Source organism: Pseudomonas sp. B21-053, from assembly GCF_026016365.1.
In the GTDB taxonomy this organism is placed as follows: Bacteria; Pseudomonadota; Gammaproteobacteria; order Pseudomonadales; family Pseudomonadaceae; genus Aquipseudomonas; species Aquipseudomonas nunensis.
Map to the genome: position 1 here is coordinate 4,993,353 of NZ_CP087205.1, position 21,422 is coordinate 5,014,774.

The 21,422-nt window shown below is 61.4% G+C and carries 22 protein-coding genes; 14 read left to right on the forward strand and 8 right to left on the reverse strand.

Annotated features, from left to right (window positions below; all coding sequences use genetic code 11):
* Nucleotides 1–75: 75 nt before the first annotated feature.
* Complete coding sequence (gene dctA / locus LOY68_RS22220; protein WP_265039932.1) at nt 76–1,374, forward strand: C4-dicarboxylate transporter DctA; 1,299 nt, start codon at nt 76–78, stop codon at nt 1,372–1,374.
* Nucleotides 1,375–1,394: 20 nt separating this feature from the next.
* Nucleotides 1,395–2,345, forward strand: coding sequence for a LysR substrate-binding domain-containing protein (locus LOY68_RS22225; RefSeq protein WP_265039933.1), 951 nt, complete (start codon nt 1,395–1,397; stop codon nt 2,343–2,345).
* 123 nt (nt 2,346–2,468) lie between these two features.
* Here LOY68_RS22225 and leuD read toward each other — a convergent pair whose 3' ends face one another.
* Nucleotides 2,469–3,080 carry a 3-isopropylmalate dehydratase small subunit gene (gene leuD, locus LOY68_RS22230; RefSeq protein WP_265039934.1) on the reverse strand — a complete coding sequence of 204 codons (612 nt, stop codon included), beginning with the start codon at nt 3,078–3,080 and terminating at the stop codon, nt 2,469–2,471.
* Nucleotides 3,077–4,498 carry a 3-isopropylmalate dehydratase large subunit gene (gene leuC / locus LOY68_RS22235; RefSeq protein WP_265039935.1) on the reverse strand — a complete coding sequence of 474 codons (1,422 nt, stop codon included), beginning with the start codon at nt 4,496–4,498 and terminating at the stop codon, nt 3,077–3,079. The genes leuD and leuC overlap by 4 nt, the downstream gene beginning before the upstream one ends.
* 391 nt (nt 4,499–4,889) lie before the next feature.
* Between leuC and LOY68_RS22240 the strand changes: the two genes are divergently transcribed.
* From LOY68_RS22240 to LOY68_RS22275, 8 genes are read left to right on the forward strand one after another with little or no spacing between them, the layout of a single operon-like run.
* Nucleotides 4,890–6,092, forward strand: a complete 1,203-nt coding sequence (locus tag LOY68_RS22240) for a PepSY-associated TM helix domain-containing protein (protein ID WP_265039937.1) — start codon at nt 4,890–4,892, stop codon at nt 6,090–6,092.
* On the forward strand, nt 6,089–6,631 hold the full coding sequence (locus LOY68_RS22245; RefSeq protein WP_265039939.1) for a thiamine pyrophosphate-binding protein: 543 nt from the start codon (nt 6,089–6,091) through the stop codon (nt 6,629–6,631). Before LOY68_RS22240 ends, LOY68_RS22245 begins: the two co-directional genes overlap by 4 nt.
* Nucleotides 6,628–6,957, forward strand: a complete 330-nt coding sequence (locus tag LOY68_RS22250; protein WP_265039940.1) for a hypothetical protein — start codon at nt 6,628–6,630, stop codon at nt 6,955–6,957. The genes LOY68_RS22245 and LOY68_RS22250 overlap by 4 nt, the downstream gene beginning before the upstream one ends.
* 2 nt (nt 6,958–6,959) lie before the next feature.
* Nucleotides 6,960–7,532, forward strand: coding sequence for a DUF6162 family protein (locus LOY68_RS22255; protein ID WP_265039942.1), 573 nt, complete (start codon nt 6,960–6,962; stop codon nt 7,530–7,532).
* A gap of 35 nt (nt 7,533–7,567) precedes the next feature.
* Nucleotides 7,568–8,494, forward strand: a complete 927-nt coding sequence (locus LOY68_RS22260) for a metal ABC transporter substrate-binding protein (RefSeq protein WP_265039944.1) — start codon at nt 7,568–7,570, stop codon at nt 8,492–8,494.
* Nucleotides 8,491–9,339, forward strand: coding sequence for a metal ABC transporter ATP-binding protein (locus LOY68_RS22265; RefSeq protein ID WP_265039946.1), 849 nt, complete (start codon nt 8,491–8,493; stop codon nt 9,337–9,339). Before LOY68_RS22260 ends, LOY68_RS22265 begins: the two co-directional genes overlap by 4 nt.
* On the forward strand, nt 9,339–10,238 hold the full coding sequence (locus tag LOY68_RS22270; protein WP_054052155.1) for a metal ABC transporter permease: 900 nt from the start codon (nt 9,339–9,341) through the stop codon (nt 10,236–10,238). Before LOY68_RS22265 ends, LOY68_RS22270 begins: the two co-directional genes overlap by 1 nt.
* A complete protein-coding gene (locus tag LOY68_RS22275) occupies nt 10,239–11,219 on the forward strand; it encodes a metal ABC transporter substrate-binding protein (protein ID WP_265039947.1) in 981 nt (326 codons plus the stop codon).
* A gap of 236 nt (nt 11,220–11,455) precedes the next feature.
* Here LOY68_RS22275 and LOY68_RS22280 read toward each other — a convergent pair whose 3' ends face one another.
* From LOY68_RS22280 to LOY68_RS22300, 5 genes are all read right to left on the reverse strand, one after another.
* Entirely contained in the window at nt 11,456–11,683 is a 228-nt protein-coding gene (locus tag LOY68_RS22280; RefSeq protein WP_007990131.1) for an MbtH family protein, read from the reverse strand.
* 82 nt (nt 11,684–11,765) lie between these two features.
* Nucleotides 11,766–13,178 (reverse strand): aspartate aminotransferase family protein, encoded by a 1,413-nt coding sequence (locus LOY68_RS22285; RefSeq protein WP_265039951.1) that lies wholly within the window; start codon nt 13,176–13,178, stop codon nt 11,766–11,768.
* Nucleotides 13,179–13,321: 143 nt separating this feature from the next.
* Nucleotides 13,322–13,807 (reverse strand): GNAT family N-acetyltransferase, encoded by a 486-nt coding sequence (locus LOY68_RS22290; RefSeq protein WP_265039952.1) that lies wholly within the window; start codon nt 13,805–13,807, stop codon nt 13,322–13,324.
* Between the two features lie 212 nt (nt 13,808–14,019).
* On the reverse strand, nt 14,020–15,345 hold the full coding sequence (locus LOY68_RS22295; RefSeq protein ID WP_163913283.1) for an ATP-binding protein: 1,326 nt from the start codon (nt 15,343–15,345) through the stop codon (nt 14,020–14,022).
* Nucleotides 15,342–16,022 carry a response regulator gene (locus LOY68_RS22300; protein ID WP_265039954.1) on the reverse strand — a complete coding sequence of 227 codons (681 nt, stop codon included), beginning with the start codon at nt 16,020–16,022 and terminating at the stop codon, nt 15,342–15,344. The genes LOY68_RS22295 and LOY68_RS22300 overlap by 4 nt, the downstream gene beginning before the upstream one ends.
* 283 nt (nt 16,023–16,305) lie before the next feature.
* Here LOY68_RS22300 and LOY68_RS22305 point away from each other — a divergent pair, with 283 nt between their 5' ends.
* From LOY68_RS22305 to dsbG, 4 genes are all read left to right on the forward strand, one after another.
* Nucleotides 16,306–17,043 carry a hypothetical protein gene (locus LOY68_RS22305; RefSeq protein ID WP_265039956.1) on the forward strand — a complete coding sequence of 246 codons (738 nt, stop codon included), beginning with the start codon at nt 16,306–16,308 and terminating at the stop codon, nt 17,041–17,043.
* A gap of 100 nt (nt 17,044–17,143) precedes the next feature.
* A complete protein-coding gene (gene dsbD / locus LOY68_RS22310) occupies nt 17,144–18,883 on the forward strand; it encodes a protein-disulfide reductase DsbD (RefSeq protein ID WP_265039958.1) in 1,740 nt (579 codons plus the stop codon).
* Complete coding sequence (locus tag LOY68_RS22315) at nt 18,883–19,749, forward strand: TlpA disulfide reductase family protein (protein WP_265039959.1); 867 nt, start codon at nt 18,883–18,885, stop codon at nt 19,747–19,749. The genes dsbD and LOY68_RS22315 overlap by 1 nt, the downstream gene beginning before the upstream one ends.
* On the forward strand, nt 19,725–20,495 hold the full coding sequence (dsbG, locus tag LOY68_RS22320) for a thiol:disulfide interchange protein DsbG (RefSeq protein ID WP_054614036.1): 771 nt from the start codon (nt 19,725–19,727) through the stop codon (nt 20,493–20,495). Before LOY68_RS22315 ends, dsbG begins: the two co-directional genes overlap by 25 nt.
* A 93-nt stretch (nt 20,496–20,588) precedes the next feature.
* Here dsbG and LOY68_RS22325 read toward each other — a convergent pair whose 3' ends face one another.
* Entirely contained in the window at nt 20,589–21,401 is an 813-nt protein-coding gene (locus LOY68_RS22325) for an alpha/beta fold hydrolase (RefSeq protein ID WP_265039960.1), read from the reverse strand.
* Nucleotides 21,402–21,422: the final 21 nt, after the last annotated feature.

Consider the following 21,422-nt stretch of genomic DNA (forward strand, 5'->3'; position numbering starts at 1 on the left):
ATCCACCTTCCGTCGCGGGTCGTCATTGGCCCGCGCGGGATCGTCATGCCCAAAAACCGTCTCGAGATAATAAAAATGACAATCAGAAAACTGCTGGGAACCCTCTATGTGCAGGTGCTTATCGCCATCGCCCTGGGCATCGCGATCGGGCATTACTGGCCGCAGGTCGGCATCGATCTCAAGCCGTTGGGCGACGGTTTTATCAAGCTGATCAAGATGATCATCGGCCCGATCATCTTCTGCACCGTCGTCTCCGGGATCACCAGCATGCACGACGTGAAACAGGTGGGCCGGGTCGGTGGCAAGGCCTTGCTGTATTTCGAAATCGTCTCGACCATCGCGCTGCTGATCGGGTTGCTGGCGGCGCATGCGTTGCATCCGGGCGCTGGTTTCAACATCGACGTGAAGACGCTGGACTCAACGGCCATCGCTGGTTTCGTCGGCCAGGCGCAACACGGCGAAGGCGTAACCGGGTTTCTGCTGCATGTGATTCCGACCACGTTTTTCGAGGCGTTCTCCCAAGGCGAAATCCTCCCGGTACTGTTCGTTTCAGTGCTGTTCGGGATTGCGCTGGTGATGGTCGGCGAAAAAGGTCGGCCGCTGGTGGGCATCATCAATCAGGCCAGCGAAGTGTTTTTCCGCATCGTCGGCATCATCAGCCGCGTGGCGCCAATCGGGGCGTTTGGTGCGATTGCGTTCACCATCGGCAAGTACGGCCTCGGCTCGTTGCTGCCGCTGCTGAAACTGATCGGCACCTTCTACCTGACCGCGTTTATTTTCGTCGCTTGTGTGCTCGGCAGCATCGCCCGCTATGCCGGGTTCAGCATTTTCAAACTGCTGGCGTATATCAAGGCTGAATTGTTGATCGTGCTCGGCACCAGCTCTTCGGAATCGGCGCTGCCGCAGTTGATCCAGAAACTGGAAAGCCTCGGCGCGTCGAAAGGCGTGGTGGGGATCGTGGTGCCGACCGGCTACACGTTTAACCTGGACGGCACCAACATCTATATGACCCTCGCCGTTCTGTTCCTGGCCCAGGCGACCAATATCGACCTGACGCTGGAACAGCAACTGACCTTGCTGGCGGTGGCGATGCTCACGTCCAAAGGTGCGGGTGCGGTGGTCGGTGCCGGTTTTGTCGCACTGGCGGCGAGTCTGGCGGTGGTGCCGACCGTGCCGGTGGCGGCGATGGTGTTGATCCTCGGCGTTGACCGATTCATGGCCGAGTGCCGATCCCTGACCAACATCATCGGCAACGCGGTAGCAGCGCTGGTGGTGGCCGCTTGGGAAGGTGAACTCGACCGCAGCAAAATGGCGCCGATTGCCCTCAAGCGTGGGCGACATGCGCGGGCCGCCGCCAAGCTTTCCGCTGAATAGAAAGCCCACACACCGATGCTATGCTGGCGGCTCATGCCGCCAGTGCTCGTTCTGCCATGACCACCAAGAAAGACACCGTGCCCCTACCCGAAGACCTGCGTGTATTGCTCACCGTCATCCGCAAAAGCGGTTTCGCCGCAGCGGCCGATGAGTTGGGCCTGTCCCCCGCTTACGTCAGCAAACGAATCCAGATTCTCGAAACCACCCTCGGCACCCGCCTGCTGCATCGCACCAGCCGCCGCATCGCCCTGACCGAAGACGGCGAGCGGGTGCAGCGCTGGGCCTTGCGCATCCTCGATGACTTCCAGCAACTGCACGACGAACTCTCCGACGCCCACGACAGCCCTCGCGGGCGTTTGCACGTGTGCTGCACTTTTGGTTTCGGCCGTAACCATGTAGCGCCGGCGGTTTCGTTGCTGGCCGAGCGTTACCCGGAACTGGAGATTCGCCTGGACCTGTTCGACCGGGTGGTGGACATCGTCAGCGAAGGTTTCGACCTGGAGATCCGCGTCGGCGATGACATTCCCGGGCAGCACATCGGCCGGCGTCTGGTGAGCAATCGGCGGGTGCTGTGCGCGGCACCGGCGTATCTGCAACGCCACGGTACGCCGCAAACGCTCAATGATCTGGAGCAGCATCATTGCCTGGTGATCAAGGAGCGCGACAACGCGTTCGGCATCTGGAACCTGGAGCGCGACGGGGTTCAGGAGAGCGTGCGGGTCAGTGGGCCGTTGTCGTCGAATAACGGCGAGATTGTCTTGCAGTGGGCACTCGATGGGCGCGGGGTGTTGCTGCGCTCATTGTGGGATGTGAAGCCGTTGCTGGAGCAAGGACGGTTGGTGCAGGTGCTGGCGGATTACACCCAAAGTGCGAATGTGTGGGCGGTGTATCCGACGCGGCTGGCGTATTCCGGGAAGCTGCGGGCGTGTGTGGAGTTTTTGCAGGAGCATTTCAAAGGGTTGTCGGTTTAGTGGCAACAATGCAATCCAAATTGTGGGAGCGAGCCTGCTCGCGAAAGCGGTGGTTCAGTCAACATCAATGTTGAATGAAAGGATGCCTTCGCGAGCAGGCTCGCTCCCACAGGGGTTATATGTTCAGGACAACCAGGGATTGGCCGCCAGATGCACACGCTCGAAGGCTTTGATCTGCTCGGCACGCTGCAACGTGCTGCCAATGGCATCAAGCCCCAGCAGCAACGCGGTCTTGCGCAAGGTGTCGATCTCGAACGGGATGACTTCCCCTTGAACACGAATCTCTTGGGCCTCAAGGTCGACGCTGATCTGTGCGCTGTCAGGCTGACTAACGACCCGACCCAGCCGCTGCAACACCGGCTCATCGAGGGTAATCAACAACACCCCATTGCGCTGGCAGTTGTCATAGAAAATCCCGGCGAAGCTTGAGCCAATCAACGCCCGAATCCCCATCTGCTTCAATCCCCACACCGCATGTTCACGGCTCGATCCGCAACCGAAGTTCGGCCCGACCACCATGAAACTCGCGCCTTGCCTGGCCGGTTGATTGAGCACGAACTCAGGATTAAGCGAACCATCCGCCAAGAACCGCAAATCAAAAAACAACCCACGATCCAGCCCGGCGCGGTCGATACCCTTGAGGAATTGCTTGGGCATGATCACGTCGGTGTCGATATTGGCTGCGAGCATCGGCGCGGCTTTTCCGCTGACCTGGGTGAAGGGTTGCTGGCTCATGCGCGTTCTCCAAAGTGGCGGATATCGGTGAGGCGGCCGGTGATCGCGGCGGCGGCGACCATCGCCGGGCTCATCAAATGCGTGCGGGCGCCGGCGCCCTGGCGGCCTTCGAAATTGCGGTTGGTGCTGGAGGCGCAACGATCACCCGGCGCGAGCACATCGTCGTTCATCGCCAGGCACATCGAGCAGCCGGACTGGCGCCATTCGAACCCGGCATCGATAAAGATCGCCGCCAGGCCTTCGGCTTCAGCCTGATCCCGCACTTCGGTGGAACCGGGCACGATCATCGCCCGCACATGTTCGGCAACGTGTTTGCCGCGCACCACGCTGGCGGCATCGCGCAAGTCTTCGATGCGCGCGTTGGTGCAGGAACCGATAAAGGCGTGGCTGATCACGATATCGCTCAGCGGCATGCCGGCTTCCAGGCCCATGTAGTTCAGGGCGCGGCGCATGTCCTGACGCAGGATCAGGTCGCTGACGTCTTGCGGATCCGGAACTCGCGCGCCAATCGGCGAAGCCTGATCGGGGCTGGTGCCCCAGGTGACCATCGGTTCCAGCGCGCTGGCGTCCAGATACACCTCACGGTCGAATTGCGCATCCGCATCGCTGTGCAAGCTGCGCCACTGCTCGACGGCGCGGTCCCACAGCTCGCCTTTGGGTGCGCGGGGTTTGTCCTTGAGGTAGGCGAAGACTTTTTCGTCCGGCGCCATAAATGCGCCGCGAGCCCCCGCCTCCACCGCCATGTTGCAGATGGTCATGCGCGCTTCGACGCTCAGGGCATCGATGGTCGAGCCGCGAAACTCGATGGCGTAACCGGTGGCACCAGATGCGCCGATCTGGCCGATCAGCGCCATGATCACATCCTTGGAGGTCAGCCCGGTGGACAGTTCGCCGTCCACGCTCACGCGCATGCTTTTCAGGCGTTTGTAGACCAGCGTCTGGGACGCCAGCAGGTGTTCGATTTCCGAGGTGCCGATGCCGAAACCGAAAGCCCCGAGGGCGCCATAGGTGGTGGTGTGGCTGTCACCGGCGGCGATCACCATGCCCGGCAGAATGAAACCCTGCTCCGGGGCGATCACGTGTTCGATGCCCTGGCGTTTGTCGAGGATGTCCAGCAGTTCGATGCCGAAGTCCCGGCAGTTTTCCGCCAGGTACGACACCTGCCGCGCCCCGCCGGCATCCGGCATCGCGGCGATGCGCACCGGGGCGGTGGGGTTGACGTGATCGACCACGGCCAGCGCGGTTTCCGGGCGCCAGACCTCGCGCTTGGCCTCGCGCAAACCGCTGAAGGCTTGCGGGCTGGTGTATTCGTTGATGACCTGGCGATCGATGTACAACAGGACGTGGCCCTGGTCATCCAGGCGACACACCGTGTGGGCATCGATGTGTTTGTCGTAGAGGGTTCTGGCTGGGGTCATGGAAGTACTCGCTCAAAGGACGGTACGCCGCAGGCGTCTGGGTTCCATCATAGGGAGCGGGGGTTGGCCATCAATGGCTGGAGAGTGATCCCGTGAACCATGGTTCGTGTTGGATCAGAAGCAAGATCAAAAGATCGCAGCCTTCGGCAGCTCCTACCCAGTATTGCGGATCGACATCAATCCTGTAGGAGCTGCCGAAGGCTGCGATCTTTTCAAGAACTGGAACGCGAAACATTTACTTTCATATAAGCCTTCGGGATTTTCACTGCTCATCCGTCTTATCTAGATGCAGTCCGGCCGCGTAGGCAAAAGCCACGGCCGGGCTTTTCGAGGACCATCACGCTGCGAAGCCCGCAGTAGAGGTCCCTTCATCGAAACAAGACCTTTAATCATGTCGAAGAAATCCCGCTCAAAACTCTGGTTTCTCGTCCATAGCTGGCTGGCGTTGCCGATCTGGTTTTTTGTGTTGATCGTCTGCGTCACCGGGACCCTGGCCGTCGTCAGCCAGGAAATCGTCTGGCTGGCCAACCCGCAAATGCGCGCCAGCCCACCGTCGGACGATGCGCCACGGCTCAGTTACGACCAGGTCCTCGCGGCCCTCAAGCAAGCCGAACCCCTGACATTGGTGCAATCGATCAAGCGCCCCGACGAATCGCACTTCGCCCTCGACGTGAGCGTCAGCTATCCCGACGGGCGCTCGACGACGGTCTACGTCAACCCGTACACCGGGGTGATCCAGGGCGTTGCGCCCACGTTCAACTTCAAACAATTCACCCGCGCCTTGCATGGCTGGTGGCTGGTGCCGTTCACCAATGGCTACAGTTGGGGCTGGTACCTGGTGTCGTTCCTCGGCTTGCCGCTGCTGGTTTCACTGATTACCGGGCTGGTGGTCTACAAGAAATTCTGGAAAGGCTTCTTCAAGCCGACTTTGCGCTTTCGTCACGGCGCGCGGATTTTCTGGGGCGACTTTCACCGCCTCAGCGGCATCTGGTCGATCTGGTTCATCGCCGTGATTTCCGTCACCGGCCTGTGGTTCTTGATTGAAGCCCTGCTGTACGACAACCAGATCTCCATCTCCAGCGAGCCGGTCATTCCCGCCATGTCCCGCGAAGCGGTGCCGCTGTCCGCTGACGGCTCGCCGCCACCGCGCATCGATCTGGATCGCGCGATTGAGATCGCCATGCAGAAAATTCCCGGGCTCGAAGCCAGTTTTGTCAGCCTGCCGGGCAATGGCTACAGCCACCTGGACATTGGTGGCCGCGGTTGGTATCCGCTGATGTTCCAGACCGCGACGATCAACCCGTACAACGGTGAAATCGCCGCCTCGCGATTGCTCTCGGACCGTACGGCACTGGAGTTCGTCACCGAATCCATGCGACCGCTGCACACCGGGGATTTCGGTGGGCTGTGGATCAAGCTGATCTGGTTCTTCTTCGGTCTGGTGCTGAGCATGATGGTGCTGAGCGGGCTGCTGATCTGGACCAAACGCACCGCCCTGGCCACCGCCAATGCGCTCAAGCGCAGCGAAAAGAAACAACGCAGCGCCACGGCGCAATCAAGCATCAGCCGCAAAACCTCGGAGGCCAGCCTGTGAGCAAAGTCACCGCCGCCCCACAACCGTCGCGCCTGAGTGTGTTCTGGCACAAATGGCGTTTCCACTTAAATATCCTGTTGCTGCTGATCCCCTTGGGTTTCATGCCCAAATACTTCAGCGAAGCCTCGCTGCTTCGCGGTGACAGCGGCCTGGGCGAACGCGAAATCGGCGAGATCCGGGTCGGCCCATGGAGCATGCGTCTGGCCGAACTTCGCGACGAAGCACCGCGCCCGGACGGCCCCGCCAGTCACCTGAAAAACTTCAACGCCGCCCTGTGCAACGCCTGTGTCGAACAGGTCAAGGCCACCTACCTGCGCATCGGTAAACCGCGCAGCCTGCGCGCCGCCGGGGTGATTTTCTTCGGCACGCCGTACCGCATGGGTGCCTCGTTGCCGGTGCCGGTCAAGACCCCGGCCGACGCCGAACTGTGGATCACCATGGAAGGCTGGGACGGCAGCATGCATCAGGCCTCGATCCCCCTGAGCCAGGCATCCCCGGCCACCATCGCCTGGCTGAACAAACAAGGAGGCAAACCATGATCAACCTTTTCCGCCCGTTGCGCGTCGCGCTGCTGGTGCTCGGCGCCGGCTTCAGTGCGAGTGCCCTGGCCCATAACCCGATGTGCGAATGCAAGGCCATCGACGCTGAGCAAATCAAATGCACCGGCGGTTTCTCCGATGGCAGCGGCGCACCGGGGGTGACCCTGGACGTGATCGGCTACGACGAAACCATCCTCGTGCCGGGCAAGCTCGGCACCGACTCGACGCTGGTGTTCAAGAAACCCGCCGCCGAGTTCTATGTGCTGTTCGACGCCGGTCCCGGCCACGTAGTCGAGATCGACCAAGCCGACATTGAGGCGCCCTGAACATGAGTACGCCCACTACCCAAGTCGTGCGCCCCGCCGGTGCCGGCCATGAAACCCTGTATGTGTTGCTGTTGTGCCTGGTGATCCTCGCGGTGGCCGGTTCGGTGGTCGCCTGGCGCCACGAATCCCAGGACGTGAGCACTGTCAGCAGCCATCAACTGGATGCGCGCCGCGACCTGAGCGCTTCCGAGCAAGGCATCTATGCCGATCTGCGGGTGACCCTGGACGAGATTCACTTGCTGCGCCAGGAGCAAACGACGCTGCCGACGCCCGAAGCGCTGGCCGATGAAGGCTTCGCGCCGTTTGCCCAGGACGCCAGTTCGGTCAGTCGCGGTGGCCATGCGTGGCAGTTGCTCAGCACCAAGGCCTATTTCGGCCAGAGCCAGGCGCCGAGCGTGGCCGGTTCGTTCCTGATGCGTTTGACCGCTGACGACGATGCGCCGGACGTCTGGCTCAACCGCAGCAAAACCCTCGCGGCGCCGACTGACCTGACAGACGCCGCGCTGGAAAGCGCTGGCTGGCAGCAGATCGTCGCGCAATTCGATGCCGGCGTGACCCGCCAGCACCGGCACTGACCCCTCGCCTTCACCCGAGAGAAGACCGCTTTCCCATGCCTATTTCATCTCAACGCTCGTTTTTGCGCCTGCTGCTGGTCGGTCTGTGCGCCTTGCTGCTGGCTCCGTTGGTCAGCGCCGATCAGGCCAAGCGCCTGCGTATCGGCATCACCCTGCACCCTTATTACAGCTACGTGGCCAACATCGTCGGCGACAAGGCCGAAGTGGTGCCGCTGATCCCGGCCGGTTTCAACCCCCACGCCTACGAACCGCGCGGTGAAGACATCAAGCGCATCAGCGGGCTGGACGTGATCGTGCTGAATGGCGTCGGGCATGACGACTTCGCCGACCGCATGATCGCCGCCAGCGAAACCCCGAACATCCCAGTGATCGAAGCCAACGAAAACGTGCCGCTGCTGGCCGCCACCGGCACTGCCGCGCGCGGTGCCGGCAAGGTGGTCAATCCGCACACGTTTTTGTCGATCAGCGCCTCGATTGCCCAGGTCAACAACATTGCCCGGGAACTCGGCAAGCTCGACCCGGACAACGCCAAGACCTACACCCAGAACGCCCGCGCCTACGGCAAACGCCTGCGGCAGATGCGCGCCGACGCCCTGGCCAAACTGACCCAGGCGCCGAACGCCGAACTGCGGGTGGCCACGGTCCACGCGGCCTACGACTATCTGCTGCGCGAATTTGGCCTGGAAGTGACGGCGGTGGTCGAACCAGCCCACGGCATCGAACCGAGCCCGAGCCAGTTGAAGAAAACCATCGATCAACTGCGTGAGCTGGACGTGAAAGTGATCTTCTCGGAGATGGATTTCCCGTCCACCTACGTCGACACCATCCAGCGTGAATCCGGCGTGAAGCTGTACCCGCTGTCGCACATCTCGTACGGCGAATACACCGCCGACAAGTACGAAAAAGAAATGACCGGCAACCTCAACACCGTGGTGCGGGCGATTCAGGAGTCGGGGTCATGACCGCGAAAGAAAGCATTCACTCGAATACCCCCGAATCCCCTGTGGGAGCGGGCTTGCTCGCGAAGGCGTCGTGTCAGTCGACATTGGATTTGACTGATCCACCGCATTCGCGAGCAAGCCCGCTCCCACAAGTCTTCGGTCCGACTCTGGATTTTGCGGAGGTCAGCCTGACGCTGGGTCGCACGACGATCCTCGATAAGGTCACCTTCACTGTCCAGCCCGGCACCGTGCATGCGCTGGTCGGCCCGAACGGCGGCGGCAAGAGTTCGCTGATCAAGACCCTGCTCGGGCAAATGCCCCATCAAGGTCGCCTGAGCCTGCAATGGCCCGGCGAGCCCGGCACCATCGGCTACGTGCCGCAAGCGCTGGAGTTTGATCGTGGCCTGCCAATGACCGTCGACGATTTCATGGCCGCCATGTGTCAGCGGCGCCCGGCGTTTCTCGGCTTGAGCAAGCATTACGCGGCGGCGATTGGCGAAGCGCTGGAACGGGTCGGCATGCAGGACAAACGCAAGCGCCGCATGGGCGCGTTGTCCGGCGGTGAACGCCAGCGGGTGTTGCTGGCCCAAGGGCTGATCCCGGCGCCGCAACTGCTGGTGCTCGACGAGCCGATGTCGGCCCTCGATGAAGCTGGCATCCAGGTGTTCGAGCGGCTGCTCGGCGACTGGCGCCAGAGCGGCATCACCGTGCTCTGGATCGAGCACGACCTGGAAGCCGTCGGGCGTCTGGCGGACCGGGTCACCGGGCTCAATCGCCGGGTGCTGTTCGATGCCACGCCGCAACAGGCGCTAACCCCGGAACGCTTACTGACCCTGTTCTCGACCCATCCACGGAGCGCTGTCTGATGAGTTACGAAGCCTTTCGTTTGATGGTCCAGGGCTGGGCTTCTTCGGGTTATCTGCCGGAAGCGCTGGCCTATGGATTTGTGGTGAATGCGCTACTCGCCGGCCTGTTGATCGGCCCGGTGCTCGGCGGCCTGGGCACGCTGGTGGTGGTCAAGCGTTTCGCGTTTTTCTCCGAAGCGGTGGGTCACGCGGCGCTGACCGGGGTGGCCATCGGCATCCTGCTCGGCGAACCCTACACCGGACCGTATGGCAGCCTGTTCGGTTACTGCCTGTTGTTCGGCATCCTGCTCAACTACCTGCGCAACCGCACCGGCCTGGCGCCGGACACGCTGATCGGCGTGTTCCTTTCGGTGTCTTTGGCATTGGGCGCGAGCCTGCTGTTGATTCTGGCGGGCAAGATCAACGTGCACATTCTGGAAAACGTGCTGTTCGGTTCGGTGTTGACGGTCAACGGCAATGACTTGCTGGTGTTGGCCATCGTCGGTTCGTTGGTGATGGCTCTGGCCCTGCCGCTGTACAACCGCATCATGCTCGCCAGTTTCAACCCGCAACTGGCGGCGGTGCGCGGGGTGGCGGTGAAGACCCTGGATTACCTGTTCGTGATTCTGGTGACCCTGATCACCGTCGCGGCGGTGAAAGTCATCGGCGCAATTCTGGTCGGTGCCCTGCTGGTGATTCCGGCAGCGGCGGCGCGGTTGCTCAGCCAGTCGCTGAAGGGGTTTTTCTGGTGCTCGGTGGCGATTGCGACAGTCAGCACCCTGTGCGGGATTCTGGCGCCGATTGTTTTCGACCTGCCGATCCCGTCCGGTGCCGCGATCATTCTGGTGGCCGGTATCGCCTTCGCCCTCTCCGCCATCGCGCGCGGTGTCGTTCCAAGTCTGAAAGGGAATCTCGGATAAATGTCTTTTACTTTGCGTCAATTGAGCCTGGCCGTGGCCCTGTGCGGGACAGCTTCTTTCAATGCGTTGGCCGGCGACAACTTCGAACCGATGCGCCTGGTGGCCAATCATGGGGTCGGTAATACCGCCCTGTTCGCCTCGTCGTCAGCGCACAAAATGCTGGTGCTGGCGTCACTGCCGGTGACCTATGGCCTGGGCAGCGTGTTGCTGGAAGGCACCGATGTCGCCATCGAGCGCGCGGCACCGGCCAACCTGCCCGGTACGCGGCAGACCGCTTACTTCACCGGGCGTGGCGCAGCCGAGCTGAGCAAACTGGCGGCCGACGCTGATGCGGTGATTGGCATCCGCTCGTTGTGGCCGGACGATCCGCTGTACCCGAACGCACGCCGCAGCAATATCCGCATCATTGAAATCGACGCCGCCCGCCCGGTGGACGGCGCCCTGGCCGGCATCGCCGTGCAGCCGGGCAACAAGGTCGATGGCTTGAACAGCCAGCCATGGTTTTCCAGCAACAACATGGGGCGCATGGCCGACGTGATGGCGGCGGACCTGGTGCGCCTGGCCCCCGAAGCCAAGCCGAAGATCGAAGCCAACCTGGCGGCGCTCAAGCAGCGTTTGCTCAAGCTCAGCGCCGACAGCGAAGCGCGGCTGGCCAGCGTTGATAACCTGACGGTGCTGAGCCTGAGTGATCACTTCGGATACCTGGTCGGCGGCCTCAACCTGGAACTGGTCGGCCTCGATTCGCGGCCGGATGCCGAGTGGACCCCGCAAGCGCTCAAACAATTGGGCGCGACGCTCAAGGACAATGACGTGGCGGTAGTGTTGCACCATCGCCAGCCGTCGGAGGCGTTGAAAGCAGTGATCAGCGAGGCCGGCAGCCGCTTGGTGGTGTTGAGCACCGACGGTGCGGACCCGGTGGCCGAGCTGGAAGGGAACGTGGATTTGCTGATCAAGGGGTTGAGTGACGGGCCTTCGGCCTAAGATCAAAAGATCGCAGCCTTCGGCAGCTCCTACAGGGAAACGCGGTCGGCGTAGGAGCTGCCGAAGGCTGCGATCTTTTAGATCGTTCCCACGCAGAGCGTGGGAACGATCAATCGCATATCCCTGTAGGAGCGAGGCTTGCCCGCGAAGGCGACTTCACAGCCACCACAAATTCCAGACCAATAAAAAAACCGCTGACCGTTACCGGTTCAGCGGTTTTTTTATGGGCGAAGACTTCAGTGAGCCACTGCTGCCTGCTCTTCCATCTTCTGACGCAAGCTCAGCGGACGCATGTCGGTCCAGGTTTCTTCGATGTAGGCCAGGCATTCTTTCTTCAGGCCACTCTTGCCCACAGTGCGCCAGCCTTGTGGCACGGCTTTGTAGTCGGGCCAGATCGAGTATTGCTCTTCGTGGTTGACCACGACCTGAAAGAGGATGTCCTCGCGGTCGAATACTGACGTCATGCTATCTCTCCATCGTTGTAGGGGTGGGCTGCACGGCGCGTGCAGCCGGTATGTAGAAGGAACGTTCGAGGCCCCGGAAAATTTAGAGGCTGGCAGTGGCCGCCGCCAACGCACGGCCGAAAATCTCCGCGACCCGGTCGATTTCCGCTGCGGTGATCACCAGCGGCGGCAGGAAGCGCACCACTGCGCCATGTCGACCGCCGAGTTCGAGGATCAAGCCGCGCTTGAGGCATTCGCGCTGCACCAGCGGCGCCAGGCGACCGAATGCCGGTGGATGGCCTTGCACGTCCAGCGTGCCGCTCGGGTCGACCAGTTCGACGCCGAGCATCAGGCCGCGACCACGAATGTCACCCAGCTGCGGGAAGTCCCGTTGCAGGATGCGCAGGTGTTCGCTCAGGCGTTCGCCCATGGCAGCGGCGTGTTCGCAGACGTTGTTGTCTTTCAGGTAACGCATCACCGCCGAGCCGGCGGCCATGGCCATCTGATTGCCACGGAAGGTCCCGGCATGCGCGCCCGGCAGCCAGGTGTCGAGCCAGTCGCGATAAACCACCACCGCCAGCGGCAGACTGCCGCCGATTGCCTTGGACAGCACCACCACGTCCGGAATGATCCCGGCGTGTTCGAAGGCAAACATCTTGCCGGTGCGGGCGAAACCGCTCTGGATTTCATCGACGATCAGCGCCACGCCGGCCTGCTCGGTGATACGCCGCAAGCCGCGCAACCAGTCGAGATCCGCCGGGATCACCCCGCCCTCGCCCTGCACCACTTCGACGATCACCGCCGCCGGCAATTGCACGCCGGCCTCCGGGTCATTGAGCAGGTTTTCCAGGTAGTTGAGGTTGACCTGCACCCCTTGCGCGCCGCCGAGGCCGAACGGGCAGCGGTAATCGTACGGGTACGGCATAAACTGCACGCCGCTGCTGAGCAACGCGCCCAAGGGTTTTTTCGGCCCCAGGCTGCCCATCAGGCTCAACGCGCCCTGGCTCATGCCGTGATAACCGCCCTGGAACGACAACACGGTGCTGCGCCCGGTCGCGGTGCGTACCAGTTTCAGCGCGGCTTCCACCGCATCGGTGCCGGTCGGGCCGCAAAATTGAATCTTGGCTTCCGCCGCTAATGCCGGCGGCAGCAAACCAAACAAGTCTTGGACAAACTGATCCTTGACCGGCGTCGTCAGGTCGAGGGTGTGCAGCGGCAGTTCATCGGTCAGCACTTGCTGGATCGCTTCGATCACCACCGCATGGTTGTGCCCCAACGCCAACGTCCCGGCACCGGCCAGGCAATCGATGAAACGGCGGCCCTCGACGTCTTCGACATAGATGCCCTTGGCGCGCTTGAGTGCCAGGGGAATGCGTCGCGGGTAGCTGCGGGCATTCGATTCCTGCTGGCTCTGACGGGCCAGCAACGGCGATTCGTTGAACTGGTAAAGCGTCTCGGCAGGCGTCGGGGCAACCCGGGCCGGCTGATCTTCGATAAGGCTGGTAGCGACTGACATCTCTCGACCCCTCAATACGCTGTTGATAGTGACCAAAACTGCACACCGGGCAGGTGCGCGTTCCGGTCACGGGGCGCACTTGCAGGTTTTCCTGTTCTGGAAACGCATCAGGGGCGTGAGGATTTAGACCCGCGCTCAGCTTTCTATGAAGGTGGCGCCAGCATCCTGTGCATCGGAATGGCATACAGCCCCGCCACGCTGAAGGTTTCGGCGCAGGCGCGATAACCCAGGTGCCGATAAAAGGCTTCGCTGGTGCGGGTGCTGTTGAGTCGGGCCTGGGGCAAGTCCCGGGCGCGCAACCAGGCTTCCAGGTCACGGATCAAGGCCTGCCCGGCGCCACGGCGAAACCATTCCGGTTGCACGTAGCAGAAGGCGATCTTGCCGCTGCTCGCGGCCATGGCGACACCGATCGGCTTGTCGTGGAGCAACGCGATATTCAGGTATAGCCGTTGGTCGGTCAGCCAGGCGAGGATGTGGTCGGCGGTTTTGTTGTGGGTCCAGGCCGCGACGATTTTCGCGTCGTTGCGGTGGTCGAGGGCGCAACCGACCCGGATCGAACGCTCGACGATCCGGCTGATAATGCCGACGTCGGCAGCGGTTGCCTTGCAGATGTGCAGGGGTGCATCCATGGCGCTGATACCTCAATCCATTGAGTCAAAGCTGCCGGGAAGATAGCGCCGGTTAGGGCAGGAATGCCAACGGAGAGAGGTTACATTTGATGTGCAACCAAGATCCCCCGTAGGAGCCGCCGAAGGCTGCGATCTTTTGATCTTTGTTTTTAAGAGCAAGATCAAAAGATCGCAGCCTTCGGCGGCTCCTACACAGGGTTTTGTGGTGAGTGTCAGACCGTTTGCAATGGCATGGTCAACTCGACCCGCAACCCGTCCGGGCGACTGTCGAAGTGCAACGTGCACGCACAACGCTGAACAATCGCCTGGACAATCGCCAGCCCCAAGCCGCAACCGGTGCTCTGGCCGTTGCGCCAGAAACGTTGGGTCAGGTGTTGCAGGTCATCGGCGGCAATCCCCGGCCCATGGTCGCGGACCACGAAACGCACGCGGTTGCCGGTGGTTTCCAGGCTCAACTCCACGGCCCCGTCGCTTGGGGTATGGCGCAGGGCGTTGTCCAGCAAGTTGCGCAGCGCGGCAATCGACAGCACCGCGGGCATTTGCACCGGGGCAGCCGAACACTTGATCGGCGGCTGAAACTTGATGCGCTGGCGATCACCGCTGGCGGCATCCTGAATCGCCAGCTTCGCGACTTGCTCGGCGCTGCACTGCACGCCGTCATCGAACGACAAACTGCCCTCGACTCGCGCCAGCAATAACAATTGTTCAAGGGTGCGATGCAGGCGATCAGCGCCCTCTTCGGCCCGGGCCAGGGATTGATCCCGCGCCGCGCCGTCGGTCATGCGCGCCACTTGCAGGTGGGTCTTGATCGCGGTCAGCGGGCTGCGCAACTCATGGGCGGCGTCCCCGGTCAGGCGGCGTTCGCGTTCGATGGTCCGGCCGATGCGCTGGAACAGCTGATTCTGCGTGTCGAGCAACGGTTGCAACTCGCTGGGCAGCGGCTGGATCTGCAACGGTTCCAGCGAGTCGGCGCTACGGCGCATCAAGGCATCGCGCATGCGATTGAGCGGCGCCAGGCCCTGACCGATCCCCAGCCAAAGCAGGCACAGGCAACCGAGCAACGCCACGCCCACCGGCACCGAAGCGGCCAGCAGGATCGACATGTTCAAGGCTTCGCGTTCGATCTGCCGGTCCGCCGTGGTGATCCGCAGATCGCCGCGCGCCAGGGTAAAACTGCGCCACGGCGCACCATCGATCATCTGGTCATGGAAGCCCATTTTCTCGGCTTCGAGGGTTTGTTGCGGGTCGGTGTGACTGCGCGCGAGGATTTCGCCACGCAACGAACTGACCTGACAGGCCATGCCGCCGGGGACGTTCAACTGCTCCGCGCTGAAATGCGTGCCCTCGCCCTTGGTCGGCAGCGCCGGCAATTGCTCCATCAGGCCGGCGACCATGCGCGCCGAGGCGACCAGGCGCTGGTCGAGGGAAAACATCATCTGGTTACGCAGGTCGCTGAGCATCCAGGCCGCCGCCAGGGCCCAGATCAGCGCAAAAGCGGCGCCGAGGGTCAGGCTCAGGCGCAAACGCAGGCTCATCACTTCGATTGATCTCCACCATCCGCCGGCCCGAGGCGATAGCCCAGGCCACGCACCGTTTCGACGATGCCATTGCCGAGTTTACGCCGCAGGTGATGGATATGAACGTTGAGCGCGTTGCTTTCCAGCTCATCGTTGAAACCGTAGACGCTGTCCTTCAGTTGCTCGGTGGACAACACCCGACCACGGTTATGCAGCAAGGCCTGCAGCAGCGACTGCTCGCGACGCGACAGGTCCACCGGTTGGCCGGCGAGCATGGTTTCACGGCTGCTAGGGTCGTACGTCAGGGCGCCGTGCTCGATCAGGTTGACGCTGCGCCCGGCCACCCGGCGCAGCAACGTGTGCAGGCGCGCGGCGAGTTCTCGCAGGTCGAAAGGTTTGAGCAGGTAATCGTCCGCACCGGCCTGCAGGCCATCGACCCGGTCGGTGACCGAATCCCGCGCAGTCAGGATCAGCACCGGCGTCTCCAGACCGTTATGACGCAGCTGCTGCAACAGCTTGAGGCCGTCTTCGTCCGGTAGGCCGAGGTCGAGCACCATGACGTCGAACTCGGCGACCTTGAGCATCGCCCGCGCAGCGGAAGCCGTGGCCGCATGCTCCACGGTCAGGCCTTGGGCGGTGAGGCCGGCGACGATGCCGCTGGCGATCAACTCGTCGTCTTCGCAAACCAGTACGTGCATGGGAGCTCCATGAGCAAAAACGTGAGTCAAGCAGGTGAGTATTAAGGGGCAATTATGGCAAGCCCGATACAGGACGAGAAGCACAACGGTCCACCCGCTGCGCTCACGCGAAAAAATCCGTTGTGATGGATTCGGATAAAACCGCCGCCGCGAACAACTTTACGCGAATAACTTAGAATCATCCGGTTTAAAACAGACACAAAACCGCGTTACCACTCAAACAATAAACATCGTATAAAAGAGCCACTCCAAACATCAACTATACATAGAAAGGATTCAACTGATGCCAACGCTTAAAAACGTGGTCGCCGTCGACTGGCTCGCGGGCAAAGACAAAATTTTCTTCTTCTTTAAAGACAGCAATACTTACAGCCGATTCGACATTAGCGAGGATCGGGTACCCGAGGGGTATCCCGCCTTGATCAAACACAGTAACTGGCATAACTTCTACTTGCATGCCCAACAACTTCGATTTGGATTCAGCACCACAAATTTCAAAGAGGAACCGGGTGCTGGCTTCGACCAGGACGTTCTCTGGCTCTTCCATCACGACAGCAGCAGCGCTCAACCCATGGTTTGCAAGTATAACCAGGACACCGACAAAGTCATCAGAACCTACCCACTCAATGTTTCCCCCTGGTACAACCTGGCACCTTATTTTGATCGTATCGTCGCTGGTGCGTGGTGGCCGTCTAACAGCAACTTTTCACGATTTCGCTTTCTCATGAACGATGGAAATTCCTTGTTTCTTAATTTCGACCAAGGTGTTTATCCAACCTTTAATAAACAACCACCAAAAGTGACAGTAGAACCCATTACCAACATCACATGGCCAGGCCTGGAGCCCTATAAGAACAGAATAATTACCGCTGCCAAAAGAGACCGGACGTTTGACGATAATTACCTCTACATCTTCCTGACTGAAAACAAGTACATCGCCTATAACATGGGACAAAACAAAGTCGAATATGGCCCGCATTCAGTCGATGACTTGACGTGGCCCGGACTGTTACGCGATTGAGCGTCATCAAGCCCCCATGGCAGGGATGAGCGGCGGTTAATCATCGGTTAATCGCCGCCCACCATTGTGCAACTCACTTGCACCGGGACAAGGCTTACCCATGCGTCGACTGTTTTTCCTCTTTGCTCTCTTGATCTCGGGTCTGGCCCAGGCAGGGACCAATCCGTTCGAGACCAAACCGGATTTCCTCCCCGTCGAGCAGGCATTCGTTTTTACATCAGAACGTCTGGAATCCGGTGAAACCCAACTGTATTGGCAGATCGCCGACGGTTATTACCTGTATCAGAAACGCCTGAAATTCGACGGGTTGGCTGCGGACCAACAGCCCGTGTTGCCTGCGGGTGAATCCCATAGCGATGAGTTCTTCGGTGAACAGCAGGTCTATCGCCAAGGCCTGGAATTGAAGATCCCGGCCGGAGCCACGGGTCAGATCAAAGTCGGTTTCCAGGGCTGTGCGGATGCTGGCTTGTGTTATCCGCCACAGACCAAAATCGTCGACCTGGGTAATAGCAGCGCAACGAACGCGACAATCAATGAAGCACCGGACCAGGCTCTGGCCAGCAACCTGCAACAGCGGGCGCTGGGCTGGAGTTTGCTGGTGTTCTTCGGGCTCGGCCTGCTGCTGGCCTTTACGCCTTGCACCTTGCCGATGCTACCGATCCTCGCCGGTTTGATCGTCGGCAGCGGCGCCACGCCCAAGCGCGGCATTGCCTTGGCCAGCAGCTATGTGATCTGTATGGCGCTGGTGTATGCGGCGATGGGTGTTCTTGCATCGCTGCTGGGGGCAAACCTCCAGGCGCTGCTGCAAAATCCATGGCTGCTGGGCAGTTTCGCGGCGATCTTCGTGTTGCTGGCGCTGCCGATGTTCGGTTTCTTCGAACTGCAATTGCCGGTGGCGCTGCGGGATCGGCTGGAAAACGTTTCACGCAATCAACGCGGCGGCAGTTTGATCGGCGCTGGTGTGCTCGGGGCCTTGTCCGGTTTGTTGGTCGGCCCATGCATGACCGCGCCACTGGCCGGTGCCCTGCTGTACATCGCGCAAAGTGGCAATGCGCTGCATGGCGGTCTTATTCTGTTTGCCATGGGCATCGGCATCGGTGTGCCGCTGCTGTTGCTGGTCACCGTCGGCAACCGCTTCCTGCCCAAGCCCGGCGCCTGGATGAACCTGCTCAAAGGCGTATTCGGTTTCCTGTTCCTGGCTACGGCGTTGCTGATGCTGCGCCCGGTACTGGATCAATCCTTCTGGGTCGGCCTGTGCGGCGCCCTGCTGCTGATCGCCGCCTACAGCGCCTGGAAGCAATCCGAAGGTTTCGGCCGCGTCGCCCAGTTGTTCGGCGCCAGCGCGTTGTTGCTCGGGATCTGGGGCAGCCTGCTGATGGTCGGTGCGGCGGGGGGCAGCGATGACTTGTTCAAGCCGTTGCAGGTGTACACCGCATCCAATACAAACAATGCCGCAAATCCGGTAGGTCACGAGGCCTTCACCACGCTCAAGGACCCCGCCGCCCTGCAACGGGAACTCGACGCGGCCCAGGCTCAGGGCCAATGGGTGCTGCTGGATTACTACGCCGACTGGTGCGTGTCGTGCAAGGTCATGGAAAAACAGGTCTTCGCCAAACCGCAGGTCCTCGACGCCCTGAAAGACGTACGCTTGCTACGGCTGGACGTGACCACCGACAATGCCGCCAGTCGCGAGCTGCTCGGCCGTTACAAAGTGCCGGGGCCGCCCAGTCTGTTGTGGATCGGTGCCGATGGCAGCGAACGCCGCAGCCAGCGCATCACCGGTGAGGTCGATGCCGAGACTTTCCTGCAACGCTGGACCACCACCCGAGATGCCCGTTAATGCTGACCTTTACCCTCGGCACCTTTGCCATCGCGCTTAACCACCTGCTGCTGATCAGTGCCTTGGCGCTGGCGACTTTTGTTGGCTGGCGGGTGGCAAAGCGTGGCGGCGAGAACCCCGAGTCGGTGCTGTTCAGCCTGTTTCTACTAGGGCTGCTGGCGGCGCGGATCAGTTTCGTGATCGCCTACTGGGCGCACTATCGCAACGATCCGTGGCAAATCATCGACCTGCGCGATGGTGGTTTTCTCGCCTGGCCGGGGGTCATCGTGCTGGTGCTGGCGGCGTTGTATCGCAGCTGGCGTCGGCCGGGTCTGCGCCGACCTCTGGGTTTCGGGGTCGGCAGCGGCGTACTGTTCTGGTTGCTGGCGACGTTCTCCCTGAGTCTTTACGAACAAGGCACGCGCCTGCCGGAGATCACCTTGCGCAATGCCGCTGGCGAAACCGTGCAACTGGCGGACTATCAGGGCGGCCCACTGGTGATCAATCTTTGGGCGACCTGGTGCCCACCGTGTCGCCGGGAAATGCCGGTACTGGAAAACGCCCAGCAACATCGCCCGGACCTGACCTTCCTGTTCGTCAACCAGGCCGAGAGCATGCAAAGCGTCAGCACTTTCCTGGAAACCCAGGGCCTGAGCCTGTCCAACGTGCTGTTCGACGGCAGTGGTCGACTGGGCCAGGCCGTCGGCTCCATGGCCTTGCCGACTACGCTGTTCTATAGCCACGACGGTCGCCTGCTGGGCAGCCATCTGGGCGAATTGTCCGAAGCCAGCCTGGCCCGCGCCCTGGAAAACTTCGACACCCCCACTCCTGCCGCACCGGCCACCTCTGCAAGGAAATTGCCATGCCCCGCCTCCGCCACCTGCTGACGCTGACCCTGGGTGCAGCCCTGCTGCACTTGCCGTCGGCGCAGGCCGCTGAAGAATTGCCCGAGGCGATCAAGAAGATCGAAGCCAAGGGCGCGAAGATCGTCGGCCAGTTCGACGCACCGGACGGTTTGCGCGGTTACGCGGCGCAATACCAGAACCGCGGCATCGCGCTGTACCTGACCCCGGGCGGCAAGCACGTCCTGCTCGGCAACCTGTACGACGCCGACGGCAATGACCTCAGCAGCGCGCCGTTGCAGAAACTGGTCTACGCGCCAATGTCCAAGGAAGTCTGGGGCAAGATGGAAGCGAGCAACTGGATCGGCGACGGCAACAAGGATGCGCCGCGCGTGGTGTACCTGTTCAGCGACCCGAACTGCCCGTACTGCAACATGTTCTGGGAACAGGCGCGGCCATGGGTCAAGTCCGGCAAAGTGCAGTTGCGGCACATCATGGTCGGCATCATCCGCGAAGACAGCCCCGGCAAATCCGCCGCGCTGCTGGCGGCCAAGGACCCGAGCAAAGCCCTGGAAGACCACGAAAAATCCGGCAAGGAAAGCTCGCTTAAAGCGATGAAAGACGTGCCACCGGCGATCCAGGCGAAACTGGCGGCGAACATGCAGTTGATGGAAGACCTGGAGTTGCAGGCGACCCCGGCGATTTTCTACATGGATGACAAGGGTGAGCTGCAACAACAGCAAGGCGCGCCGTCGCCGGACAAGTTGGTGAAGATTCTCGGGCCTAAGTGAATTCATTGGCCTCTTCGCGGGCAAGCCTCGCTCCTACAGGTTCACGCTGTCTGTAGGAGCGAGGCTTGCCCGCGAAGGCGTCAGAACGATCGACTAATTTCTTTCAGCCAAAAACTTCAACAAAGCCTCCGTCACAAACCCGGCATTCTCCAGATTGGAGATATGCCCCGCCTCCGGCACCAGCACACACGGGCAACCAATCAACCCGGCCATTTCCCGTGCTTCCGACGGCGGTCGCGGTTTGTCCTGATCGCCGCACATCACCAGCGTGGTGTCAGGATTCAACTCGCCCAGACGCGGCAACAGATCATCCCGCCCAAAGGTAATCCGTCCCATCGGCACGATGCTTTCGCGCAGACGTTCCGCCGGCAGCGCCGCCAATGCTGCGCGGAAGTCCTGATACAGCGCTGACTGCGGATCGATGCCCGGGCGGAAGAAGATCGGCACCACGATGTCCAGCAGTTGCGGCGAGATCAAGCCGGTGTCTTCGATCTGTTTGAACAGCGAGAAATAATATTGGCGGGTCGGCTCGGGCTCGACGCCGACGTAGGTGTCCATCAGCACCAGGCCGTTGAGCCGTTGCGGTGCGGACAGCGCCAGACGCACGCCCCACATGCCTCCGACGGACAGACCGACCAGCGTGACGCGGTCGATGTCCAGGTGATCGAGCAGCGCCTGGGCCTGGCGAGCAATGTCATCCAGCGATGTGGTGCCTTCGGGTAGTTGACCGGATTGGCCGTGACCCCAGAGGTCCAGGGCAATCACCCGGTAGTGCTGCGACAGCGCGGCAATCTGCGGCGCCCACATGGCTTGGTCCCACAGGTAACTGCCGGCCAGCAGTACGGCCGGGCCAGTGCCTTGGTCGATGTAGTGCAGGGGTTGTCCGTCTATTGTTGCGAAGGGCATCGAGTGTCTCCTTTGTGAAGG

Bases quoted from the DNA above. Each gene is read 5' to 3' on its own strand.
- LOY68_RS22225 (WP_265039933.1), top strand. From the start codon at position 1,395: ATGCTGGCGGCTCATGCCGCCAGTGCTCGTTCTGCCATGACCACCAAG.
- LOY68_RS22250 (WP_265039940.1), top strand. From the start codon at position 6,628: ATGATCAACCTTTTCCGCCCGTTGCGCGTCGCGCTGCTGGTGCTCGGC.
- LOY68_RS22325 (WP_265039960.1), bottom strand. From the start codon at position 21,401: ATGCCCTTCGCAACAATAGACGGACAACCCCTGCACTACATCGACCAA.
- LOY68_RS22265 (WP_265039946.1), top strand. From the start codon at position 8,491: ATGACCGCGAAAGAAAGCATTCACTCGAATACCCCCGAATCCCCTGTG.
- dsbD (WP_265039958.1), top strand. From the start codon at position 17,144: ATGCGTCGACTGTTTTTCCTCTTTGCTCTCTTGATCTCGGGTCTGGCC.
- LOY68_RS22260 (WP_265039944.1), top strand. From the start codon at position 7,568: ATGCCTATTTCATCTCAACGCTCGTTTTTGCGCCTGCTGCTGGTCGGT.
- LOY68_RS22305 (WP_265039956.1), top strand. From the start codon at position 16,306: ATGCCAACGCTTAAAAACGTGGTCGCCGTCGACTGGCTCGCGGGCAAA.
- LOY68_RS22255 (WP_265039942.1), top strand. From the start codon at position 6,960: ATGAGTACGCCCACTACCCAAGTCGTGCGCCCCGCCGGTGCCGGCCAT.
- leuD (WP_265039934.1), bottom strand. From the start codon at position 3,080: ATGAGCCAGCAACCCTTCACCCAGGTCAGCGGAAAAGCCGCGCCGATG.
- LOY68_RS22300 (WP_265039954.1), bottom strand. From the start codon at position 16,022: ATGCACGTACTGGTTTGCGAAGACGACGAGTTGATCGCCAGCGGCATC.
- dctA (WP_265039932.1), top strand. From the start codon at position 76: ATGACAATCAGAAAACTGCTGGGAACCCTCTATGTGCAGGTGCTTATC.
- LOY68_RS22270 (WP_054052155.1), top strand. From the start codon at position 9,339: ATGAGTTACGAAGCCTTTCGTTTGATGGTCCAGGGCTGGGCTTCTTCG.
- LOY68_RS22240 (WP_265039937.1), top strand. From the start codon at position 4,890: ATGTCGAAGAAATCCCGCTCAAAACTCTGGTTTCTCGTCCATAGCTGG.
- leuC (WP_265039935.1), bottom strand. From the start codon at position 4,498: ATGACCCCAGCCAGAACCCTCTACGACAAACACATCGATGCCCACACG.
- LOY68_RS22285 (WP_265039951.1), bottom strand. From the start codon at position 13,178: ATGTCAGTCGCTACCAGCCTTATCGAAGATCAGCCGGCCCGGGTTGCC.
- LOY68_RS22315 (WP_265039959.1), top strand. From the start codon at position 18,883: ATGCTGACCTTTACCCTCGGCACCTTTGCCATCGCGCTTAACCACCTG.
- LOY68_RS22290 (WP_265039952.1), bottom strand. From the start codon at position 13,807: ATGGATGCACCCCTGCACATCTGCAAGGCAACCGCTGCCGACGTCGGC.
- LOY68_RS22280 (WP_007990131.1), bottom strand. From the start codon at position 11,683: ATGACGTCAGTATTCGACCGCGAGGACATCCTCTTTCAGGTCGTGGTC.
- LOY68_RS22275 (WP_265039947.1), top strand. From the start codon at position 10,239: ATGTCTTTTACTTTGCGTCAATTGAGCCTGGCCGTGGCCCTGTGCGGG.
- dsbG (WP_054614036.1), top strand. From the start codon at position 19,725: ATGCCCCGCCTCCGCCACCTGCTGACGCTGACCCTGGGTGCAGCCCTG.